The sequence below is a fragment of the Vreelandella venusta genome (assembly GCF_015689495.1).
Lineage (GTDB): Bacteria > Pseudomonadota > Gammaproteobacteria > Pseudomonadales > Halomonadaceae > Vreelandella > Vreelandella venusta.
Genome location: NZ_CP065135.1, coordinates 3,302,251 through 3,322,300 on the forward strand (window position 1 = coordinate 3,302,251; position 20,050 = coordinate 3,322,300).

A 20,050-nucleotide genomic window follows, 5' to 3' on the forward strand; every position below is an offset into this window, starting at 1 on the left:
TTTGTGACCCATCAGGAACACCTTTTACCTTTATTGGTAGTGGAAGATGACGCCGCTATACGTGAGTTATTAGAAGAAGAACTCAACGACGCGGGCTATGACACCCTAGGCGTTCCCAGTGCTGAAGACGCCTTGGCGCTGCTCAGCCATACAGCTGTGGCTATGATGATTACGGATGTACGTCTTCCAGGAATGACCGGCATTCAGCTACTTCAGCAGCTGCGTCAAAGCGGTAGCGAGCTGGGCATTATTGTCATCACGGCCTTTGGCACCATTGACCAAGCCGTCGAGGCACTAAAGTTAGGTGCCGATGACTTCCTAACGAAACCATTGGACTTAGATGCCATTCGCGAGGCAGTTTTTCGTGTCCTAGAGCGCCAGCGCTTGTCGCTCTCCCGCGAGACTGAATTGAGCCAGTTTCACGGTATTGTCGGAAAAAGCTCAGCCATGCAGTCGCTGTTTCATGATGCCTCTCGGCTGGCTAAAAGCGATGCGCCTATTTTGATTCTAGGCGAAAGCGGTACCGGTAAAGAGCTGCTGGCCCGCGCTATTCATCAAGAAAGCAAACGCCACGAAGCACCCTTTGTGCCCGTTAACTGCGCCAGTATTCCTGCCGATCTAATGGAAAGTGAGTTTTTTGGTCATGTAAAAGGAGCATTTACCGGGGCTAACGAAGCACGCCGCGGTCTGTTTCATAGCGCTCAAGGTGGCAGTCTGTTTTTGGATGAGATTGGTGAAATGCCGGTCAATCTTCAAGCCAAATTGCTGCGTGCGCTGCAAGAAAAGACCGTGCGACCCGTTGGTGGCGAGCGTGAGGAGCCGGTAGATGTCCGTATCATTGCCGCAACCCATCGCAATCTTGAAAAAGAGATCGAGCAAGAAAACTTTCGTAGTGACTTGTTCTATCGCCTTGAGACGTTCTCGCTGCGCATTCCGCCACTACGTGAGCGTGGCACCGACATAGAGCACCTTGTATTTGCGTTAATCGACAAACACGCCGAAGCGCAAAGTAAGCAGATTGAACAAATCGAGCCCGAAGCGCTCAATAGTCTGTTGAACTACACCTACCCCGGCAACGTACGCGAGCTGGAAAATGCCATTATGCGAGCCGTAACACTGAGCGAAGAAGGCATATTGCAGCACCAGGATTTACCAGAGCGCTTACGCGAACAGGCTAGCCAACATAGCGGCTCGGCAATAACGCCGACGCTTACCGGTGAAGTATTACCTGGCACTCAGCTTCCAGCCCCCGCCCCGACCCGCTGGCCCAGCCTGGAAGAAGTTGAAAAGCGCTATATACGCAAAGTGTTAGAGGCCACTGGCGGCAATAAACGGCGCACGGCTGAAGTGCTGGGTATAGCTCGCCGAACACTTTATCGTCGTTTGGAAGATAACGAGGAATAAATTAACGCAATTTGCTGGCTACTCACCAGAGAGACCGGCTGTGCGTATATGCCGACAGGCTATACACAACATGCCAAACATGGGCACACGCTGGGTAATGTCAGTCAGTTAAGGCTGACTGGCATTACCACCTAGTTCCGTATAGCAAAGCGTGTACCGCACGCACTCCCGAGTCACCTCGCAGTCATTCCCGAGCGGGGTTATCGGGAATCCACCTCGACCTTGGCCTGCAGCAGCCCGAAATTCCAGATCAGCATGGATTCCCGCTAAGGGCATGCGGGAATGACGAGGGCGGATCGGAGGGCTGAGGTGGAGAGGCTGAGTTGGATAATCTCTTTCTAAAGATGGCTTTCCAGCTTAGCCTTTCAAACTTAGTCTTTCAGACGATATAGTCACTGCCATAAAAAACCCCCGCGGGCGCGGGGGGAAAAGAATGATAAACCGTGTGGAGCAGCCGCAGGGAACAGACAGCTGGGTCGGCTTATCATCGTAGGGAGCGTTAACGATTACTGGCTGCTATTCATCTCGTCGTCATTATCATCAGCACCTGGCATCGGGTCAGTACCTTCACCAAATCCTGGGTTTTCTTCAGGGTCTACTGGGTTACTAGCCTCTTCATCGGGCATAGACCCTTCACTAGGCATCGATTCTTCGCCGGGCATAGACTCTTCACCGGGCATAGGCTCTTGTGATGCCGTTGCATCATCGCTTAGCCCAGGATCGCCCATGGCTGAGCTGTCTGATGCTGCAGGCTCACCATCCATCACAGGATCCGACGCAGTAGCTTTACCTTCATCAGTTGCCTGTTCAATAGAAGAAGTCGCATCTTGCTCCATCGTTTCTGGCTGTTCGGCAGGCGGCACTGGCTCATCATCGTTACCACAACCTGCAAGGGCTAATGTGCTAACGGTGGCTGCTAACATACACAATGTAAGAACGCGGGGGCGTTTGGTAACTTGTTTATCCATTAGGCTTACCTCCCTTTTAGCCAAAATATCGATTTACTACTTAACCTGCTGCATAGCTCATACCAAAAATCAAAAAAATGTAATTTTATTTTAAAAATCAAATTCTTATAAAAAACAGCATATTAATTTCATGCCCAGCAAATTGTTACTTTGGGTTAAAAATGACACATGTGACACCTTTTGACGCTTAGCGGAGGAGGCGTTGTGACACACCCTGTTCACTTATGTATAATAAATATTAATAAATAACCAAGTAAAAGCTTAAATTCTAATTATGAACCGTTTTGTGTCGCTGTTTGCAGGGAAAGCCATCGGGTACTGGAAAGCGAGCTGAGCAACGACACAAGGCTGCTCATTCACGCAAAAGGCATTGCTGATGGACGAGAAACGCCCTGTAAAAATTCAGGTTCGCGGCTTAAGCAAGGTATTTGGCAAGCAGCCGAAAAAAGCCCTTGAGCTTCGTGACCAAGGTTTAAAACGCCCTGAAATTCTTGAAAAAACCGGTCAAACATTAGGTCTTTCAAACATCTCATTCGATGTCTATGAAGGCGAACTTCTCGTTATTATGGGACTTTCGGGTTCTGGCAAGTCAACGTTAATCCGCTGCCTGAACCGCCTGATTGATACCACTGAAGGCGAAATAATCATTGATGACGAGAATATTCCCACGTTAAGCGAAAAGGCGCTGTTAGAGTGTCGTCGCCGTCATTTTTCTATGGTTTTTCAAAACTTTGCGTTATTCCCACACCGCACTGTACGCCAAAACGCTGAGTTCGGGCTCGAAATACGCGGTGTCGATAAAGCTGAGCGTCAGCAAATTGCTCAAAGCGCGCTAACCCAAGTGGGACTAGATGGCTGGGAAGAGGCCTATCCGAATCAGCTTTCTGGCGGTATGCAGCAGCGTGTCGGCCTAGCCCGCGCCTTGGCAAATGATTCTACCGTGCTATTAATGGATGAAGCCTTTTCAGCACTGGATCCTTTAATCCGCAAGGATATGCAGCAGGAGCTGTTGCAACTGCAATCTAAAATGCAGAAAACAACTGTCTTCATCACCCATGATTTAGATGAAGCGCTCAATATTGGTGATCGCATTGTGCTGCTTAAAGATGGCGAAGTCGTACAGATTGGTACCCCGGAAGAAATATTAACCCAACCTGCTGATGACTATGTGCGCCGCTTTATCGAAGGTGTTGATCGTTCGCGTGTATTAACCGCCGAAAGCGCCATGCGCCCCGTGCGCTCTACCGCCCGCGACAGCGACGGCCCGCGCACGGCGCTGCATCGCATGCGTGACCACAGTATTGACTCAATTTATGTCACTGATCGTGACCGACGCCTAATAGGCCTGCTCGAGGCCGAGGCGGCGAGCAAGGCGATTGATGCCAAGTCAGATACTATTACTGATCACCTGACCCAAGACTTCCGCAAAGTCCCCCCTGAAGAACCCCTGCAAAACCTGTTCGCTATGTTTAGCGATAAAAGCTTTCCCATCGCCGTTATTGACGAGCAACAGCGGTTGCTAGGTGTTGTTGTAAAGGGCGCAGTACTGGATGAATTAGCACGGGCAGGAGAACAGTAATGGATATTCCAAGCATCCCCCTTGGCGATTGGATCGAAAGCGGCCTGACCTGGTTGACCAGCGAATATTCAGCCGTCACCCGGGCAATTTCACGCTTTACTCAAACCGGCATTGATGTTTTAAACGACAGCTTGATGTGGCTACCTGAGTGGGCGCTACTCGGGTTAATCACCCTACTCTGCTGGAAGCTCGCGGGTGCTCGCTTAGCGATTGGCTCATTAGCCGGGCTGGCCTTGATTTGGAATCTGGGTCTCTGGAACCCGATGATTGAGACGCTCACCCTGGTGGTTTTCGCAACCCTGGTTGCTGTGGTTATCGCATTGCCCGTCGGTATTGCGGCGGCATTATCTAATCGGCTGTACCGATTAATCATGCCAATACTAGATTTTATGCAGACCATGCCTGCCTTTGTTTACCTGATACCAGCCATTCCGTTTTTCGGCATCGGCTCTGTATCCGCCATTTTTGCAACGGTAATTTTCTCGATGCCGCCGGCAATTCGCTTCACAACGTTAGGTATCCGCCAGGTACCGGTTGAGCTAATTGAGGCCGCCGACGCCTATGGAGCGACGCGTAGCCAAAAACTTTTTAAAGTTCAGCTTCCGCTTTCACTACCAACGGTGATGGCGGGTATCAATCAGACCATTATGCTGGCACTTTCGATGGTGGTTATCGCCGCCATGATTGGTGCAGATGGTCTGGGTAGCGAAGTGTGGCGTGCTATTCAGCGGCTACGTCCTGGCGATGGCTTTGAAGCAGGTATCGCCGTGGTCATTCTGGCTATGTTACTTGACCGCTTGACTCAATCATTGCGCAAAACACGCCGCTCACAGTGAATCAAACTAGAAAAGTCGTGCAGCGGCAATGGTACTGCGATTACGGCTCTTCTTGATTCACTCTTTTTGCATACGCATGCTGGTCGTGCATTCAAATCCAAAAAATGCATTTGAGAATCTGTTTACTACGGTTGTGGCGCTTTATCGCCCTATTTGATAAAGCCCACGACTATTTCCCAAGGAGCAAGTGAATGAAAACTCGTACGTTGAATCACCGTATCCGCCTAGCCTCATTGGCCCTTATTGCAGGCACTGGCGTTGCCGCTGGAAGTCTGGCCCACGCCGACGACCAGGGCACCGTAAACCTTGCCTATGTTGAGTGGTCGTCTGAAGTAGCTTCTACCAACGTAGTGGCTGCCGTATTAGAGCAGGCTGGCTTCGATGTTGAGCTAACGTCGCTTTCTGCCGCCGCCATGTTCCAGGCTCTTTCGACTGGCGACGCCGATGCTATCGTCGCTGCTTGGTTACCCACGACTCACGCTGACTACATGGAGCGTGTGGGTGACAATATTGAAGATCTCGGTATGAACTTGGATGGCACCAAACTGGGACTGGTCGTACCAGCTTATACTGAGACTGATTCTATTGCCGACCTAAACGACAACGCCGACAGCTTTAACGGCGAGATCATCGGTATTGACCCTGGTGCGGGCCTGATGGCTCTTACTGAAGAGGTCGTGGATACCTATGACCTTGGGCTGCGTCTGCGTAGCGGTAGCGGTGCCACTATGACCGCAGCACTTTCAAGCGCGATTAACAATGAAGAGGATGTCGTGGTCACTGGCTGGACACCACACTGGATGTTTGCCCGCTTCGATCTGAAATACCTCGAAGATCCGGAAAATGTCTATGGCGGTGCTGAGCAGATTCACACTGTGGTGCGCCAAGGTCTAAAAGATGACATGCCAGAAGCCTACGCCATCCTTGATGCCTTCGAGTGGACGCCCGAGCAGATGGGTGAGGTTATGCTGATGAACCAGGAAGATGGCAGCGACCCCTACGAAAATGCCAAGCAGTGGGTTGAAGATAATCAAGATGTAGTCGAGCAGTGGCTTAATGGTTAATGCCACCAGTCTGGCGATAGGGACAACAGAGGGCTGCGGCTCTCTGTTGTCAGCGTGAATATCGCTTTGGCAAAAGCTAATTTTATGACTGTGTGTAGCCCGTTGAATAAAGCTTAAGCAACATTTGCTATTGTACGGATGGTACGCCCGCCAGCTAATGCCTGCTAGGAGTGAGATGTTGATGACATAACGATGTTGATGTCAAAACATAGTACTCCTCGAATGCATAGCCGTTTTTGTTTAACATGGAGAGGCTAAAGTGGATAAACCTGACTCGAAACACTCCCCAACCGAGCCGGTATCAGACGGCATACCCGCCCCTGATGGCCCAGCCAACCTAATAGATACCGATTACGTTATCGGTCAAGACAACATTACCACCACCACGATGGGTGTGAACCTTGATCTACATGGCAAGGTATTCACCATCTCATCGATTGTGGTTCTACTGTTTGTCGTTTTAACCCTGGCCCTACAAGACACTATCGCACCGGTGTATGACGCTATTTTTAGTTTCTTGACCGGTAATTTGGCGTGGTTCTTTATCCTTGCCGCCAATATTTTCGTTATTTTGTGTCTGGGGCTAATTATTTCGCCACTCGGTAAAATCCGCATCGGCGGCGCTGATGCAAAGCCCGACTTTACCTATGTGGGCTGGTTTTCAATGCTGTTTGCTGCGGGCATGGGTATCGGCCTGATGTTCTTTGGCGTTAACGAGCCATTGACTCACTTTGGTACGTCCTTTGATGGGGGTAGCTGGGCACCGTTAGCGGGCGCTGAGGGCGATGCCGAAGGCGCAGCTGCACTGGGTATGGCAGCGACTATCTTTCACTGGGGCCTTCATCCCTGGGCAATTTACGCAGTAGTAGCACTGTCACTTGCCTTGTTTTCGTTTAACAAAGGGCTACCGCTGTCTATGCGCTCGGTATTCTACCCAATCCTGGGTGAGCGCGTCTGGGGCTGGCCGGGGCATCTAATCGATATTCTGGCGGTCTTTGCCACGCTATTTGGCTTAGCGACATCGCTTGGTTTGGGGGCAACACAAGCGGCGGCAGGGTTAACCTACCTGTTTGGCGCACCAGAAAGCGATATTACGATGATTCTGCTCATCATCGGCATCACGATTATCGCTATCGGGTCGATTACAGCCGGTGTCGATAAAGGCGTTCAGCTGCTTTCAAAAATCAACATCGCCATGGCGGCACTGCTGCTTTTCTTCGTTATTGCCGTTGGCCCAACCCTGCTCATTGCGACAGGTTTCTTTGAGAACCTAATTAGCTACGCTGCTAATCTGCCGGCTCTGTCGAATCCGTTTGGCCGTGAAGATGCCAACTTTAGCCAAGGCTGGACTGCCTTCTACTGGGCTTGGTGGATCTCCTGGTCTCCTTACGTCGGTATGTTTATCGCTCGCGTTTCCCGTGGCCGTACCGTGCGTGAATTCTTAGTCTCGGTACTGATTGTACCCTCGGTGGTATCGGTACTATGGATGACTACCTTTGGCGGCACCGCCATTGATCAGTACGTTAGCCAAGGCATTGAAGCGGTACGCGACGCTGGTGTAGATCTGCAACTGTTCATCATGCTTGAGCAGCTACCGCTGTCACAAATTACTTCCTTCATTGCGATTCTACTGGTCATTATTTTCTTTGTGACCTCTTCTGACTCAGGTTCGCTGGTTATCGACTCCATTACCGCAGGCGGCAAGGTAGATGCACCGAAGCCTCAGCGCGTATTCTGGGCGATTATCGAAGGGGCTATCGCCATTGCGTTGCTGCTCGGCGGTGGTTTGACTGCACTGCAAACCATGGCAGTTTCTACCGGCTTTCCGTTCACCATCATCTTGCTAGTGGCATGTTATGCCATTATCAAAGGTCTGATGAGCGAACCTAAAGCGGTATGATGTGAATCATCCTTGCACTAAACCACAAACGGGCAGCCAAAGGGCTGCCCGTTTGCGTTACGTAACGTTGCGCTGCTCAAACCCAAATATCTTTCAACTGCGTTTCCGGCGTGTAGTGATAGCTGATCTGTGCTTGCAACAGCTCTGCTGTCGCCAGCGCATCAACCAGCGCGTGGTGCCCTTGATAGGCGGGCAAACCATAGCGTTCACGACTGGCATGTAGACGAATCGAAACCGGCGGACGCCCTAGCCAACGGCGAAACCGTGCCCATAACGTTTGTCGATGCATGCGCGCTTCAAGTGACATCGTATCGATCATCGGGAACATCACCCCTTCTCCCCGTCGTGCTTTTACGGCAGCATCGAGAAACGGACGTTCGATGTTGCGAAAATGCACCACCACCAGTCGCCCAGCCAGCACTGCTAATAGCTCATCCAGCACGGCATCAAAGTCTGGAGCAGTGGCGATTTCAGAATGAGTGATGTGATGGTAAGCAATGGATGCCTCATCTAAGGGGCGGGAGGGTTTCACTACCCAGTAGCGACGTTGAGCAAGCGGAATGCGATCCAGTGTGAAAGGCACCACGCCAATACTGATAATCGCGTGGCGCCGCTCGTCCAACCCCGTTGTTTCCATATCTAGCGCCGCCATCGGCACTTGCGCGATAGGTGTGTCCGGGCTGGGTAGCGGCGTGGCAAAAAATTCCCTAAGCGAGCCATCATGAGCCTTTTCGGCACGCTCAGCCATATAGCCTATCCAGTTAGCTTGGACTACTTTTTGGCGGGGCCGGATTCCATGCATGTTATCGCCCCTGCCGCTGAGTGGGTACTGGATAGCGGAATTTCAAAAATTTTTGTGCGTTGTTGAGTGCCTGGAAAGCATCTTTAAGCGTATGGCGCTCGCTATCCTCAACATTCTCCGGCTCGATATTGTTATCGGGGAAACGGTCTTCCTGCAGGTCTATCACTTGATGGCGAATCCGTGACATACACAAAAACTCAAATGCGTAACTAAGCTTATCGCTTACCCCCGTCGCCAGTAGCTGGGTATTGCTAATGTCATTTAAGCGTTGGAACGAGTTTTGCGCTTTAGATCCACAGGCCAACGCATGCACCCGAATAAGGTCAACCATGGGGGCAGTACCACGCCGTTTTAGGTTGATGGAGTTGTTATGCTTGCCATCCTTTTCCATCACAAAGGTGCGGAAAAACCCAAGCGGCGGCGTTCGATTCAATGCGTTACGGGCCATGGCTGCCAAAAATAGCGGCGATTGCGGTGCCGTTTGGGCAATCAAATCCTGAAGCGCTTCAACAAAATGGTCCTCGCCGTAAATGCTGTCTAGATCGAAAAAGATCGAACTATGCAGGAGCCTCTCAGGGGTTGGATTTGCCATCCAATCTAGGAAATAACGCTTCCAAACATGCAACGGCTGGCGCCACTGGCGATTAGTCGCCATCACATCGCCTTTGCAGTAGGTATAACCGCAGGCATCTAAGCCATCGCTGACAAAGGCCGCTAATGCGTGGAAGTAGTCGTCATGCTCGTCGGGATTGAAATCGTCTGACAAGATTAGTGCATTATCCTGGTCGGTGACGATACTTTGCTCATTGCGTGCCATAGAGCCATTCACCATAAAGCAGTAAGGCACCGGCGGTGGCCCCAGCGCTTCTTCAGCAAGCTCTAGCAGTCGCCGAGTAAAACTACGCCCAATGGTCGACAGGGCACTCCCCACCATTTGTGAATTAGCCCCTTCTTGCACCATTCTTACAAAGGCTGCGCGTACATCTGGAGCAAGTTTTGCCAACCCCTGTGCGCTGGACTGATTGAAAATATTGCTTACTAAGTACAGCCCACTTTGCGTCTCGTAACGAATAATATCGGAGAGGTGGACAACCCCAACCGGACGCTGGCGGTAAAGTACCGGTAAGTGGTGAACATTGTTGCGCAGCATCGTCAGCATGGCTTCGTAAACCGACGCATCCGACTGGATAGTAATCAACCGTTCGGAAACCACTTCTCCAATAACCGTTTGCGCGGATAGCCCCTCAGCTACCACGCGGGTACGAAAGTCACTATCCGTCAAAATGCCACACATTTGCCAAGTTTTGCCTTCGCTATCCTGAAAGCTGTAGCGAGGGTTATTACCGCCTTCATTAATGACCAATACGGCCGACGCCTGTGCCTCACTCACCTGTTTGGCAGCTTGCTGGACGGTAGTAGTGGATTCAACCATGACAGGATAACGCGTTACCAATTTGCGTATCCGCGTGACCATCATGTCGTTAGATTTTTTCTGCTGCTCTGCGGCAGTTTCTAAACGAGGACGCTCTAGCTCAACAAAGTCAGCAAAATCATCGTCTTCTTCGCAAAGCCGCTGAAAGACAGCGTTGGGAATAAAGTAAATCAGCGTATCTTCAATCGCTTTGGCAGGAAAACGTACTTTATAGTTTCGAAGCAGGCTAAAGTGGCCAAAAATATCCCCCTCGCCCAAGCGGTTATATAGCTCGCCCTGACGACGATAGACTTCCACTGCACCGCTACGGATAAAACACAGCTTATCAAGCGTATCGTTGAGCTCTAAAATGTCGCTACCGGTTTTGAAATAGCGCACTTCTACTTGCTCAGCTATGGCGTCTAGCAATACATCCGATAAGCCATCAAACGGGGGGAACTGCCCCATATGCTGACGTATTTCTAACAGTTCAACATCCATGCGATCTCCTGCACTTGGCGCGGCAGCATCATCAATAGATGAAGTTTGTCTTGGATAGCCTGTAGCGTAAACCCTTCGATCACAATTGAGCGTTAACAAACGCAAAAAACCCAGCGAAATACGCTGGGCTTTGTGCAGTAACAGACTTTCAGTAGGCGGACAGAATACTTCGCAGGTTAAGGAAAATCTGTCACTATCCTCTATGTTACTTACTGGAACTAATTATGACTGGCTGATTATGACTGGTTGGCCATTTCCTGAACACGCTGCATCATTTCAGGATCTTGCTGGATTGACTGGCCAATGGCATTAAAGGTATCAACATCTAGACCGCTATCTTCAACAACCTCGATCATGCGGTCGTTGGCTTCAGCGCGAACTTCCTGTTGGGCGTTTTCATCTTCTGCTTCCTGCAGACGCTGTGTGTACTCTTGCGAGATCACGGCGATTTCTTGAGAAGCATCGGCGAACTGCTGTAGCTGCTCATCAGAGAAATCCTGAACAGGCGCTTGCTGGGTAGCCATCGTATCCTGAGCGGATTCTTCGGCTTGCTGTGCATGTGCGGTGCCAGCCAGCAGACCAGTAGCAAGAAGAGCAGCAGAGAACAGAGCAGTCATACGTTGCATAGTAAGAAACCTCATTGACGCGTTATGAATGTGCAGCTGTGACGCGTTGTTCAAGCACAGGTTCAACTTTTTATGTAAAAGTTAGTAACAGGAAAAACATTTAAGTAACACAGAACCAAGCAAAAAGGACCCACGCCGAGGAACTATGTTCAACACTATCAATAGTTTAAAAAATGTAAACATGGCTTCTTTAGGCCTTGCCGCCATGCCAGGATTATTTGTTTTGCTCTGGAGCACGGGGTTCATTGGCGCAAAATTTGGTCTGCCCTACGCAGAACCTTTTACCTTTTTGTTTGTTCGTTTCGTGCTCACCCTTATGCTGCTTGTGCCACTGACGTGGCTAATGCGCATTGCATGGCCTTCATCGCCAGCACTGTGGCTGAATATAGGCGTTTCAGGGCTTTTGGTACACGGCACGTATTTAGGTGGGGTTTTTTACGGTATCTACTTAGGCATGCCTGCTGGACTGGCAGCGCTATTGGTGGGCCTACAGCCACTATTAACAGCAGCCTGTGCGGGCCCCCTTTTGGGAGAGCGCTTAACCTCCCGCCAGTGGCTGGGGCTGCTGCTTGGCCTAGTGGGTATTTGTCTAGTATTGGGCAGCAAGCTAGAGTTCGGCACCTCACTTTTTGCTGGATTTGGCCTAGGCGCACTGGCTAGCGTAATGGCCGCGCTAGTGGGGATTTCACTGGGGACACTTTATCAAAAACGCTACTGCACCAGCATGCCACTGCTTTCCGGGGCGGTTATTCAATATATAGCGGCAGGCATGCTGCTAGGCATGGGAGCACTGCTGTTTGAAACCCGCCAAGTCGAATGGAGCATAACGTTCTTGCTCACTCTTGGCTGGCTAGTGCTTATTCTGTCTATCGCCGCCATCCTGCTATTAATGATGCTGATTAAAAAGGGCGAAGCATCCCGCGTTGCCAGTCTGTTTTATCTGGTGCCACCGGTGACTGCGCTACAAGCATGGTGGCTGTTCGACGAACGCTTACCCCTGCTCGGACTGGCAGGTATGGTCATTGCCATTGCGGGGGTGGTCATGGTGGTACGCAAACCTAGCCTCACAAAAGAGACTTAAAGCACTACAAGCGCTCCAAGTACCTGACACCACCTAGATTACGCATTTGCTGAAGAATCCACTGGCTGCGGCGCTCTACCTGGGCATCCGGGCGTGATGCGCTGCGGGTACGCGGACTCGGAAGAATCGCCGCGAGCAGGCTTGCTTTCCGTTCGGTCAAGGCACTGCCAGAAGCACCAAAATAGTGCCCTGCCGCGGCTTCTAGCCCAAATACTCCGGTATCCCACTCAGCGACGTTTAAATACACTTCCAGTATGCGCTGTTTGCTCCACAGCGTTTCAATCAGCAGTGTAAACCATACTTCTAGCCCCTTTCGGGCCCAGCTACGGTCGCTCCATAAAAAAACATTTTTGGCGGTTTGCTGGCTGAGCGTGCTGGCCCCTCGCAACCGCTCACCATCGAGACTAGCCTTCAGGGCGCGTTTCAACTCAACTAAATCAAACCCACTATGCTGAGGAAAGCGCTGGTCTTCAGCCGCTATCACCGCCAACTTGGCATTGCTGGATAGGTGTTCCCAGCTTCTCCATTGGCGTTGAATATCAATAGGCTCGCTGTTTATCCAGCTTTGTATTTTGCGCTCTACCATGACCATTGAGCCAGGAGGTGGCACAAACCGGAAGAGTAAAACCAGTGCAATTGAGAAGACAACAAAAGCCAGCGCGCCACGCCAAGCAAGACGCCATATCAAACCAAGAAAACGGCGCAACGCGCGATTAAGCATTTCGATATCCTTAGCGCTTCATGAGGTGTTCTGCATGATAGCGCAAATGCTCCTCAATGAACGAGGCGATAAAGAAGTAGCTATGGTCGTAACCTGGCTGGCGGCGCAATGTCAGTGGGTGATCATGCTCTTCACACACCGCTTCCAAACGCTCTGGCATCAGTTGCTCATCCAGGAACTGGTCGGCCTCACCTTGATCGATAAATAACCGCTGTCGGGAAGCGCCATTCGCAACCAGCTCACAAGCATCGTACTGGCGCCAACGCGACTGGTCGTCACCCAAATAGCTGGTAAACGCATTTTGCCCCCAAGGACAGTTCATGGGGTTAACAATAGGCGCAAACGCAGAAACCGAACGGAACCGACCGGGGTGACGCAATGCCATGATTAGCGCGCCGTGGCCGCCCATGGAGTGACCACTGATCGACTCACGCCCATTAACAGGGAAATGCTGACGCACGACAGAAGGCAGCTCTTCAATCACGTAGTCATACATGCGGTAATTCGATTTCCAGGGAGCTTGGGTAGCATTCACATAAAAACCAGCGCCTGACCCTAGATCATAACTTTCATGCTCACCGGGTAGCTCAGTGCCGCGTGGGCTGGTATCGGGGCAAACAATCGCCACCCCTAGTTCCGCAGCAATACGGTGCGCCCCCGCTTTCTGCATAAAGTTTTCATCATTACAGGTTAGACCTGATAACCACCAAAGTAGCGGTACGCGCTCGCTCTCTGCTTGAGGAGGCAGATAAACCGCGAACACCATGTCGCAATCCAGCGCCCGGGAGTAGTGGCGGTAGCGCTTGTGCCAGCCACCAAAACTGCGATTGGCAGACACTAGTTCTAAGGTTTCACTCATGCTCATGGGCAGGCTCCTTCAAAAGATGAAAACGCGGCGGGTTTCCCCTACCGCGCTCATTTACCCTATTACCAATGATACTCAGTAATGCAACACGGTACGAATGCTCTTACCTGCATGAAGCAAATCAAAGGCTTCATTGATTTGCTCGAATGGCATGTCGTGGGTAATAAAGTCGTCGATATTCAACTCACCATTCATATAGCGCTCGACGTAACCCGGTAACTCACTGCGTCCTTTTACACCGCCAAACGCAGAGCCTTTCCAAACACGCCCGGTGACCAGTTGGAATGGGCGCGTTGAGATCTCTTCGCCCGCCCCCGCGACGCCAATAACAATCGACTCTCCCCAGCCTTTATGACAGCACTCAAGAGCCGAACGCATCACGTTAACATTGCCGATACACTCAAAAGAGTAATCAACACCACCGTCGGTCATATCGACGATGACCTGCTGAATCGGGTCGCTATAGTCTTTTGGATTGACGAAGTCTGTAGCGCCAAACTGCTTGGCTAATTCAAATTTATCGGGGTTCACATCGATGGCAATAATCTTTGAGGCTTTTGCCATTACCCCGCCTTGGATGACCGCCAAACCAATCGCGCCCAACCCAAAAACGGCGATAGTGGAGCCTGGCTCTACTTTTGCCGTATTCAGTACCGCACCGATACCGGTTGTAACGCCGCAGCCCAAGAGGCAGATTTTATCCATCGGCGCTTCTTGGGAGACCACCGCAAGCGATACCTCCGGCAACACGGTGTACTCGCTGAAAGTCGACGTGCCCATGTAGTGATGCAACATTTTGCCATCTAGTGAAAAGCGCGAGGTGCCATCAGGCATCACACCTTTACCTTGCGTAGCGCGCACGCTACCGCATAGATTTGTTTTACCGGATAGGCAGAATTTGCATTTGCCGCACTCTGCGGTGTATAGCGGAATAACATGGTCACCTGGCTTAACGCTGGTCACTCCCTCGCCAACTTCCTGTACCACGCCAGCGCCTTCGTGGCCCAATACCGCTGGGAAATTACCTTCAGGGTCAGCGCCAGAGAGGGTATAAGCATCGGTATGGCATACGCTCGTCGCAGCCATCTTCACCAACACCTCACCCGCTTTCGGGCCTTCCACATCGATTTCAACTAATTCCAGCGGTTTGCCCGCTTCGAGTGCTACAGCAGCGCGTGATTTCATCTATGCATCTCCTTAACGGTCACATACGAGTGAATACTGTTTTGCCGGATTCGTTTTAATCGAACCCGATTGAATGGCTGCAGTGTAGGCCAGCTAGGCGAGTGGGATAAAGCGGGATACACTCACAAGATTATTGCCATAGAGCAAAAATCACTAATTAATAAGGACAGCCGTGCAGCGTTGGGATCGTATCGAGGCATTCGTTGAGGTGGTAAGGCTGGGCACATTCTCAGCAGCCGCACGCCATTTAAAGGTGTCGACATCGCATATTAGTCGCTTAGTGAGCCAGCTAGAAAATCAGTTGGGGGTACAGCTTTTGTACCGCACCACACGACAAATTCGTTTAACCGATGCTGGAGCCATCTACGTTGAGCACTGTCGCCACCTTTTTGATGGCCTGCGCGATGCAGAGCAAGCGGTCAGCGAACTTCAGGCAAATCCACGTGGGCTGCTGAAACTGACGTCAGCAACAACATTTGGCGAGCGCTATATCGCGCCACTGGTGAATGATTTTCAGTGTCTGCACCCACAGCTTGAAGTACATATGCACTTCACTAATCGCCCTGTAGAAGTTATTGAAGAGGGCTACGATATCGCCATTCGCATGGGGGTACTCAAAGACTCTAGCTTGATTGCGCGGCGATTATGCGAACGGCAGGAGTATGTTGTCGGATCCCGGGCTTACTTCCGTCAAGCACCCAGGCCACATACCTTATCGGAACTTAGCCAACACCGTTGTCTGATGGGTTCGCGGCCGAACTGGTTGTTTGAAGTCAACGGTCAGCGCCGCGAAGTTAAAGTGGAAGGCTGTTGGAGCGGCAATTCAGGTCCTGCTCTACTGGACGCCGCGCTTAAAGGGCTAGGGCTTGCTCAACTGCCGGATTACTACGTTGCCCCTTACCTAGCCAGTGGCGAACTGGTGTCCGTATTGGAACCTTTCCAACACAACGATACGGCGGTTTGGGCGGTATACCCCCGTCACCGCCACCTATCACCTAAAATCCGTCAGCTCGTCGATTACTTAGTGGCCAATATTGACGCAACGCTGCCACCTTGCCCGACTCACTAACACTCAATGGCGTTAACAGCCAAACCACCCTTTGACGTCTCTTTGTATTTATCTTGCATATCTCGGCCGGTGTCACGCATGGTGCGAATCACTTTATCCAACGATACAAAATGATCACCATCACCATGCAGCGCCATACGTGCAGCATTGATCGCCTTTACCGAGGCAATGGCATTGCGCTCGATACACGGCACTTGTACCAACCCCGCCACAGGGTCACAAGTAAGGCCAAGATTATGCTCTAAACCAATTTCAGCCGCGTTTTCTACCTGTTTTGGCGAGCCGCCCAGCACTTCTGCAAGCCCCGCTGCGGCCATCGCACAAGCAGAACCGACTTCTCCTTGGCAGCCAACTTCCGCACCAGAAATAGACGCATTCTTTTTGCACAAAATACCCATCGCCCCCGCAGCCAGCAAGAAGTCCACTATGTCGTCGTCACAGGCATCTGGCTCAAATTTCAAATAGTACGCCAGCACAGCAGGCACAATACCGGCAGCACCATTCGTTGGTGCAGTAACCATCCGTTTACCCGCAGCGTTCTCTTCATTCACAGCCAACGCAAACAAATTGACCCAGTCCATTACAGTAAAACTTGAGACAATTAAGCGTTGATTCTGCGGTGGTGAAAGCAACTGTTGGTGCAAGCCATGGGCACGTCGGCGAACATTTAACCCTCCGGGCAAGTGCCCTGTCGCTTTTAAGCCATTTTCAATACTGCTGCGCATGGCTTGCCAAATCGTCAGTAGCTCTGTGCGAATCACCTCTTCACTGCGCCATGCTTTTTCGTTTTCAAACATTAACTCACTGATACGCAAGCTATTTGTTTGACAGAGCGCCAACAGCTCATTTGCCGTTTCAAACGGGTAAGGTAGCGCGGTTTTATCTTCGTCTAACCCACCCTGGTCGGCGCAGGCTTGATCGACATAAAAGCCACCGCCCAGGGAGTAATAAGTATTTGTCGCAATAACCGTATCGTGCTGATAAGCCGTCAACACCATAGCGTTCGGGTGAAATGGCAAGCAATCGTCGTCCCATTCAATATCTTGGGTACGATTAAATGGTAGCGCTTGCCCATTGGGCAGCATTAACAGAGCGCCTTCATCCAGCGCACGTAGCCGCTCAGTAATGGTGTCGGGATCAATTGACTCAGGCGCTTCCCCCATCAAGCCCATGATGACCGCGCTATCAGTACCATGCCCAATGCCGGTAGACGCTAACGAACCGTGAAGCCTGACCACAACGCGCGTCAGCGACGGTGAAGTAATTGCTTGGCTAAAATCGCACGCCGCGCGCATAGGCCCAACCGTATGAGAGCTTGATGGGCCAATCCCAATTCTAAAGAGATCAAAAACGCTTATTGCCATTGTGTTGTCTGCCCTTCATCGGTAGTGGGTGATTACCTCTTAACGTTGATTACCTCTTAACCTAGCTACTTTGCAGCCTTAATCCATCATTAGTCGAGCAGCTCCCATTAAGTTCAACGTGCGAGCACAGAAGTGTGGCGATATAATGAACATTCTTCTATGCATGTTTCTAAACTTCTCTCTTATAACGTCATCTCTCCGAAAAGGATGTTGGTATGTCATCTTCCCCACCGCAGTGGCCACTCAGTTTTGGATACACGCTTCTGCGCGCAACGCTTTATATGTTTTTTATCGCTGGTATCGCCCAGGGCGGATATTTTGAAGCTCTCTACCTACCCGATGTGCGCTATACCGAACTAGGCTTTACAGAGTTCGCTCAAACTCTGGTGCTGGCCAGCTGTTGTGGCTTACTCATCTACGTGCGCCAAGTACTCAAGGTATGGCCTACTGTTACGCTACTATTGTTGGCGTTTGTGGCTGCGTCGCTGGTACGCGAACAGGATTACTTTTTTGATTACTACGTTGCAGAAAATACTTGGAAAGTGCTGGTAGCACTCATTGTCATCCCTAGCCTTACCTGGGTGGTCGTGCAGCGAGGTCGATTTATTGAGGAATTCTCTCATTATAGCAACACCTTCGCATTTGGGTTGTTCACTGCCGGTGTTCTCGTCACCTACATTTTTTCCCGCCTTTATGGTCGCCAAGACTTCTGGCGAGCCGTCATGCAAGACACTTATATTCGCGAATTCAAAGATGTCGCGGAAGAAGCCATTGAGCTTTTAGGCTACAGCCTGATTCTATTTGCCATGATTGAGCTTCTGCTGATTGCTCGGCGTATTTACAAAGCGCGACAAGTCGCACGCTAATCCTCTCATCTCCCGCTAGCAGCCCTTCTCTATCGCCGTCTTACGCTCTGCATAGGCGGCATTCATTTTTTACATCTCGTTATACACAAAGCCATTTGCGACCCTGTTGGCTTCAACGTAGTGTCGTCCCCCCGATTCATGGGCATTTTTTCTGCAAAACAACCTACTGACGACACAAACCTTATGACAAACTCACAAAATCGCCAAGAAACCCTAAAGCGAGGTGCATTTACTCGTTTTCTTGATAGCGTTGAGTGGCTGGGTAATCTACTCCCACACCCTGTTACTCTCTTCGCTATTTTATGTGTGCTGGTAGTAGTCGCCAGCGGCATCGCCGGTGCATTAGGGGTATCTGTTGCTGACCCTCGCCCTGCTAACGAAGGTGAATGGATAGCGGTTAATTCACTGCTCAATGCCGAAGGTCTGCGCCGTTTAGTCACTGAAATGGTGACCAACTTCACTAACTTTGCACCGCTGGGCACAGTACTGGTAGCCATGCTGGGAGTCGGCGTTGCTGAGCACTCAGGACTGCTTTCAGCCAGCATGCGTGCGCTGGTTCTCAATCGCTCGCCGCGCATTGTCACCTATGCAGTGGTGTTTGCCGGCATCATGTCGAACATGGCGGCTGAGCTTGGCTATGTCGTATTAATTCCTTTAGCGGCCATGATTTTCCACTCATTAGGACGCCATCCATTGGCGGGCCTAGCGGCTGCGTTCTGCGGTGTTTCTGGAGGCTACAGCGCTAACTTACTGATCGGTACTGTTGACCCACTGCTATCGGGCATCACCCAGGAAGCAGCGCGTCTGCTTGATCCCGCTTACATTGTGGGCGCAGAAGCTAACTGGTTCTTTATGTTCGCCAGTACGTTCTTTGTCACGCTTATTGGTGGCTTTGTTACTGAGCAAATCGTAGAACCCAAGCTGGGTAAATTCGATTCTGCCTATGCTAATAGCGACATTGAAAACCAGCGCATGGAAGGGCTATCCGACTCAGAGAAGCACGCCTTAAAAGGGACTGGACTTGCGACATTAGCATTAGCCGCTCTGGTCGCGGTCATGGTTGTGCCCGAAAGCGGCATATTGCGTAACCCCGAAACAGGACTAATTAGCGGCTCGCCCTTTTTGCGTGGCATTGTGGTAATTGTCGCGGTGTCCTTCACCGTGCTGGGGTTTGTCTATGGCCGTCTAGCAGGCACCATGCAAAACGATCGTGATATTGTCAACGCTATGGCGAAAAGCATGAGCAGCCTCGGTCTCTATATCGTTCTGGTCTTTTTTGCGGCGCAGTTTGTAGCGCTATTTAGCTGGAGCAACTTTGGCACCGTAACAGCCGTTGCCGGTGCCGATCTACTGCAATCTATAGGGCTACGCGGCCCAGGCCTATTCGCGCTGTTTATTATTATGTGTGCGTTCGTCAACCTATCACTAGGCAGCGCCTCAGCACAGTGGGCGGTAACAGCTCCCATCTTTGTACCGATGCTAATGCTGATGGGCTACGCCCCTGAAGTAATTCAGGCGGCATACCGAATCGGCGACTCAGTGACTAACTTAATTACGCCTATGATGAGCTACTTTGGCTTGATTCTTGCCGTGGCAACCCGCTACCGCAAAGATATGGGCATTGGTACGCTGGTGGCGGTTATGCTGCCCTACACGCTATTTATGCTGATTGGCTGGAGCCTGATGTTCTTTATTTGGGTATTCGTTTTTGGCTTGCCTGTCGGCCCAGGGTCAGCTACGCATTACACGCTATAGCCCTTTTGTTATATAACGCTCATGGCATAACGCAAAAAGCCCGCCGTTCTATG

Annotated in this window: 17 protein-coding genes; 9 read left to right on the forward strand and 8 right to left on the reverse strand. The window is 51.0% G+C overall.

Translation table 11 applies throughout. The features are described from left to right. Positions 1 to 3: 3 nt before the first annotated feature. Positions 4 to 1,404, forward strand: a complete 1,401-nt coding sequence (locus IR195_RS15495) for a sigma-54-dependent transcriptional regulator (protein ID WP_125750783.1) — start codon at positions 4 to 6, stop codon at positions 1,402 to 1,404. A 506-nt stretch (positions 1,405 to 1,910) separates the two neighbouring features. Here IR195_RS15495 and IR195_RS15500 read toward each other — a convergent pair. Next, positions 1,911 to 2,372 (reverse strand): hypothetical protein, encoded by a 462-nt coding sequence (locus IR195_RS15500; RefSeq protein WP_206048015.1) that lies wholly within the window; start codon positions 2,370 to 2,372, stop codon positions 1,911 to 1,913. A 376-nt stretch (positions 2,373 to 2,748) separates the two neighbouring features. Between IR195_RS15500 and IR195_RS15505 the strand changes: the two genes are divergently transcribed. The 4 genes from IR195_RS15505 (at position 2,749) to IR195_RS15520 (ending at position 7,751) form a co-directional block, all read left to right on the forward strand. Continuing rightward, positions 2,749 to 3,951 (forward strand): quaternary amine ABC transporter ATP-binding protein, encoded by a 1,203-nt coding sequence (locus tag IR195_RS15505; protein WP_206048016.1) that lies wholly within the window; start codon positions 2,749 to 2,751, stop codon positions 3,949 to 3,951. Then, on the forward strand, positions 3,951 to 4,787 hold the full coding sequence (locus IR195_RS15510; RefSeq protein ID WP_125750792.1) for an ABC transporter permease: 837 nt from the start codon (positions 3,951 to 3,953) through the stop codon (positions 4,785 to 4,787). The genes IR195_RS15505 and IR195_RS15510 overlap by 1 nt, the downstream gene beginning before the upstream one ends. A gap of 191 nt (positions 4,788 to 4,978) precedes the next feature. Beyond that, a complete protein-coding gene (locus IR195_RS15515) occupies positions 4,979 to 5,851 on the forward strand; it encodes a glycine betaine ABC transporter substrate-binding protein (protein WP_125750795.1) in 873 nt (290 codons plus the stop codon). A gap of 259 nt (positions 5,852 to 6,110) precedes the next feature. Next, positions 6,111 to 7,751, forward strand: coding sequence for a BCCT family transporter (locus IR195_RS15520; RefSeq protein ID WP_206048017.1), 1,641 nt, complete (start codon positions 6,111 to 6,113; stop codon positions 7,749 to 7,751). Between the two features lie 76 nt (positions 7,752 to 7,827). Here the strand turns inward: IR195_RS15520 and IR195_RS15525 are convergent, their stop codons facing one another. From IR195_RS15525 to IR195_RS15535, 3 genes are all read right to left on the reverse strand, one after another. Beyond that, a complete protein-coding gene (locus IR195_RS15525) occupies positions 7,828 to 8,553 on the reverse strand; it encodes a 3'-5' exonuclease (protein WP_125750802.1) in 726 nt (241 codons plus the stop codon). Position 8,554: 1 nt separating this feature from the next. Next, entirely contained in the window at positions 8,555 to 10,465 is a 1,911-nt protein-coding gene (locus IR195_RS15530; protein ID WP_125750805.1) for a DUF294 nucleotidyltransferase-like domain-containing protein, read from the reverse strand. A gap of 236 nt (positions 10,466 to 10,701) precedes the next feature. After that, positions 10,702 to 11,091: a DUF4168 domain-containing protein gene (locus IR195_RS15535; protein ID WP_125750808.1), complete on the reverse strand. Its 390-nt coding sequence runs from the start codon at positions 11,089 to 11,091 to the stop codon at positions 10,702 to 10,704. Between the two features lie 181 nt (positions 11,092 to 11,272). Here IR195_RS15535 and IR195_RS15540 point away from each other — a divergent pair, with 181 nt between their 5' ends. Continuing rightward, complete coding sequence (locus IR195_RS15540) at positions 11,273 to 12,172, forward strand: DMT family transporter (RefSeq protein ID WP_423250115.1); 900 nt, start codon at positions 11,273 to 11,275, stop codon at positions 12,170 to 12,172. Between the two features lie 4 nt (positions 12,173 to 12,176). Here the strand turns inward: IR195_RS15540 and mtgA are convergent, their stop codons facing one another. The 3 genes from mtgA to IR195_RS15555 all read right to left on the reverse strand — a co-directional run bounded on the left by mtgA (position 12,177) and on the right by IR195_RS15555 (position 14,943). Beyond that, positions 12,177 to 12,893 carry a monofunctional biosynthetic peptidoglycan transglycosylase gene (gene mtgA, locus IR195_RS15545; protein WP_206048019.1) on the reverse strand — a complete coding sequence of 239 codons (717 nt, stop codon included), beginning with the start codon at positions 12,891 to 12,893 and terminating at the stop codon, positions 12,177 to 12,179. Positions 12,894 to 12,903: 10 nt separating this feature from the next. After that, entirely contained in the window at positions 12,904 to 13,758 is an 855-nt protein-coding gene (gene fghA / locus IR195_RS15550; RefSeq protein WP_125750816.1) for an S-formylglutathione hydrolase, read from the reverse strand. A 75-nt stretch (positions 13,759 to 13,833) separates the two neighbouring features. Continuing rightward, entirely contained in the window at positions 13,834 to 14,943 is a 1,110-nt protein-coding gene (locus tag IR195_RS15555; protein ID WP_206048020.1) for an S-(hydroxymethyl)glutathione dehydrogenase/class III alcohol dehydrogenase, read from the reverse strand. Between the two features lie 172 nt (positions 14,944 to 15,115). Here IR195_RS15555 and IR195_RS15560 point away from each other — a divergent pair, with 172 nt between their 5' ends. After that, the gene (locus IR195_RS15560; RefSeq protein WP_125750822.1) at positions 15,116 to 16,012 is read left to right on the forward strand and encodes a LysR family transcriptional regulator; all 897 of its coding nucleotides are present in this window, start codon (positions 15,116 to 15,118) and stop codon (positions 16,010 to 16,012) included. On the opposite strand, the gene IR195_RS15565 is transcribed toward IR195_RS15560, so the two are convergent. Beyond that, on the reverse strand, positions 16,009 to 17,376 hold the full coding sequence (locus IR195_RS15565; RefSeq protein ID WP_206048021.1) for an L-serine ammonia-lyase: 1,368 nt from the start codon (positions 17,374 to 17,376) through the stop codon (positions 16,009 to 16,011). The two genes, IR195_RS15560 and IR195_RS15565, sit on opposite strands and share 4 nt — an antisense overlap. Positions 17,377 to 17,591: 215 nt before the next feature. Here IR195_RS15565 and IR195_RS15570 point away from each other — a divergent pair, with 215 nt between their 5' ends. Both IR195_RS15570 and IR195_RS15575 read left to right on the forward strand, forming a co-directional pair. After that, positions 17,592 to 18,242 (forward strand): hypothetical protein, encoded by a 651-nt coding sequence (locus IR195_RS15570; protein WP_125750827.1) that lies wholly within the window; start codon positions 17,592 to 17,594, stop codon positions 18,240 to 18,242. Between the two features lie 183 nt (positions 18,243 to 18,425). Continuing rightward, positions 18,426 to 19,997 (forward strand): AbgT family transporter, encoded by a 1,572-nt coding sequence (locus IR195_RS15575; RefSeq protein WP_125750830.1) that lies wholly within the window; start codon positions 18,426 to 18,428, stop codon positions 19,995 to 19,997. Positions 19,998 to 20,050: the final 53 nt, after the last annotated feature.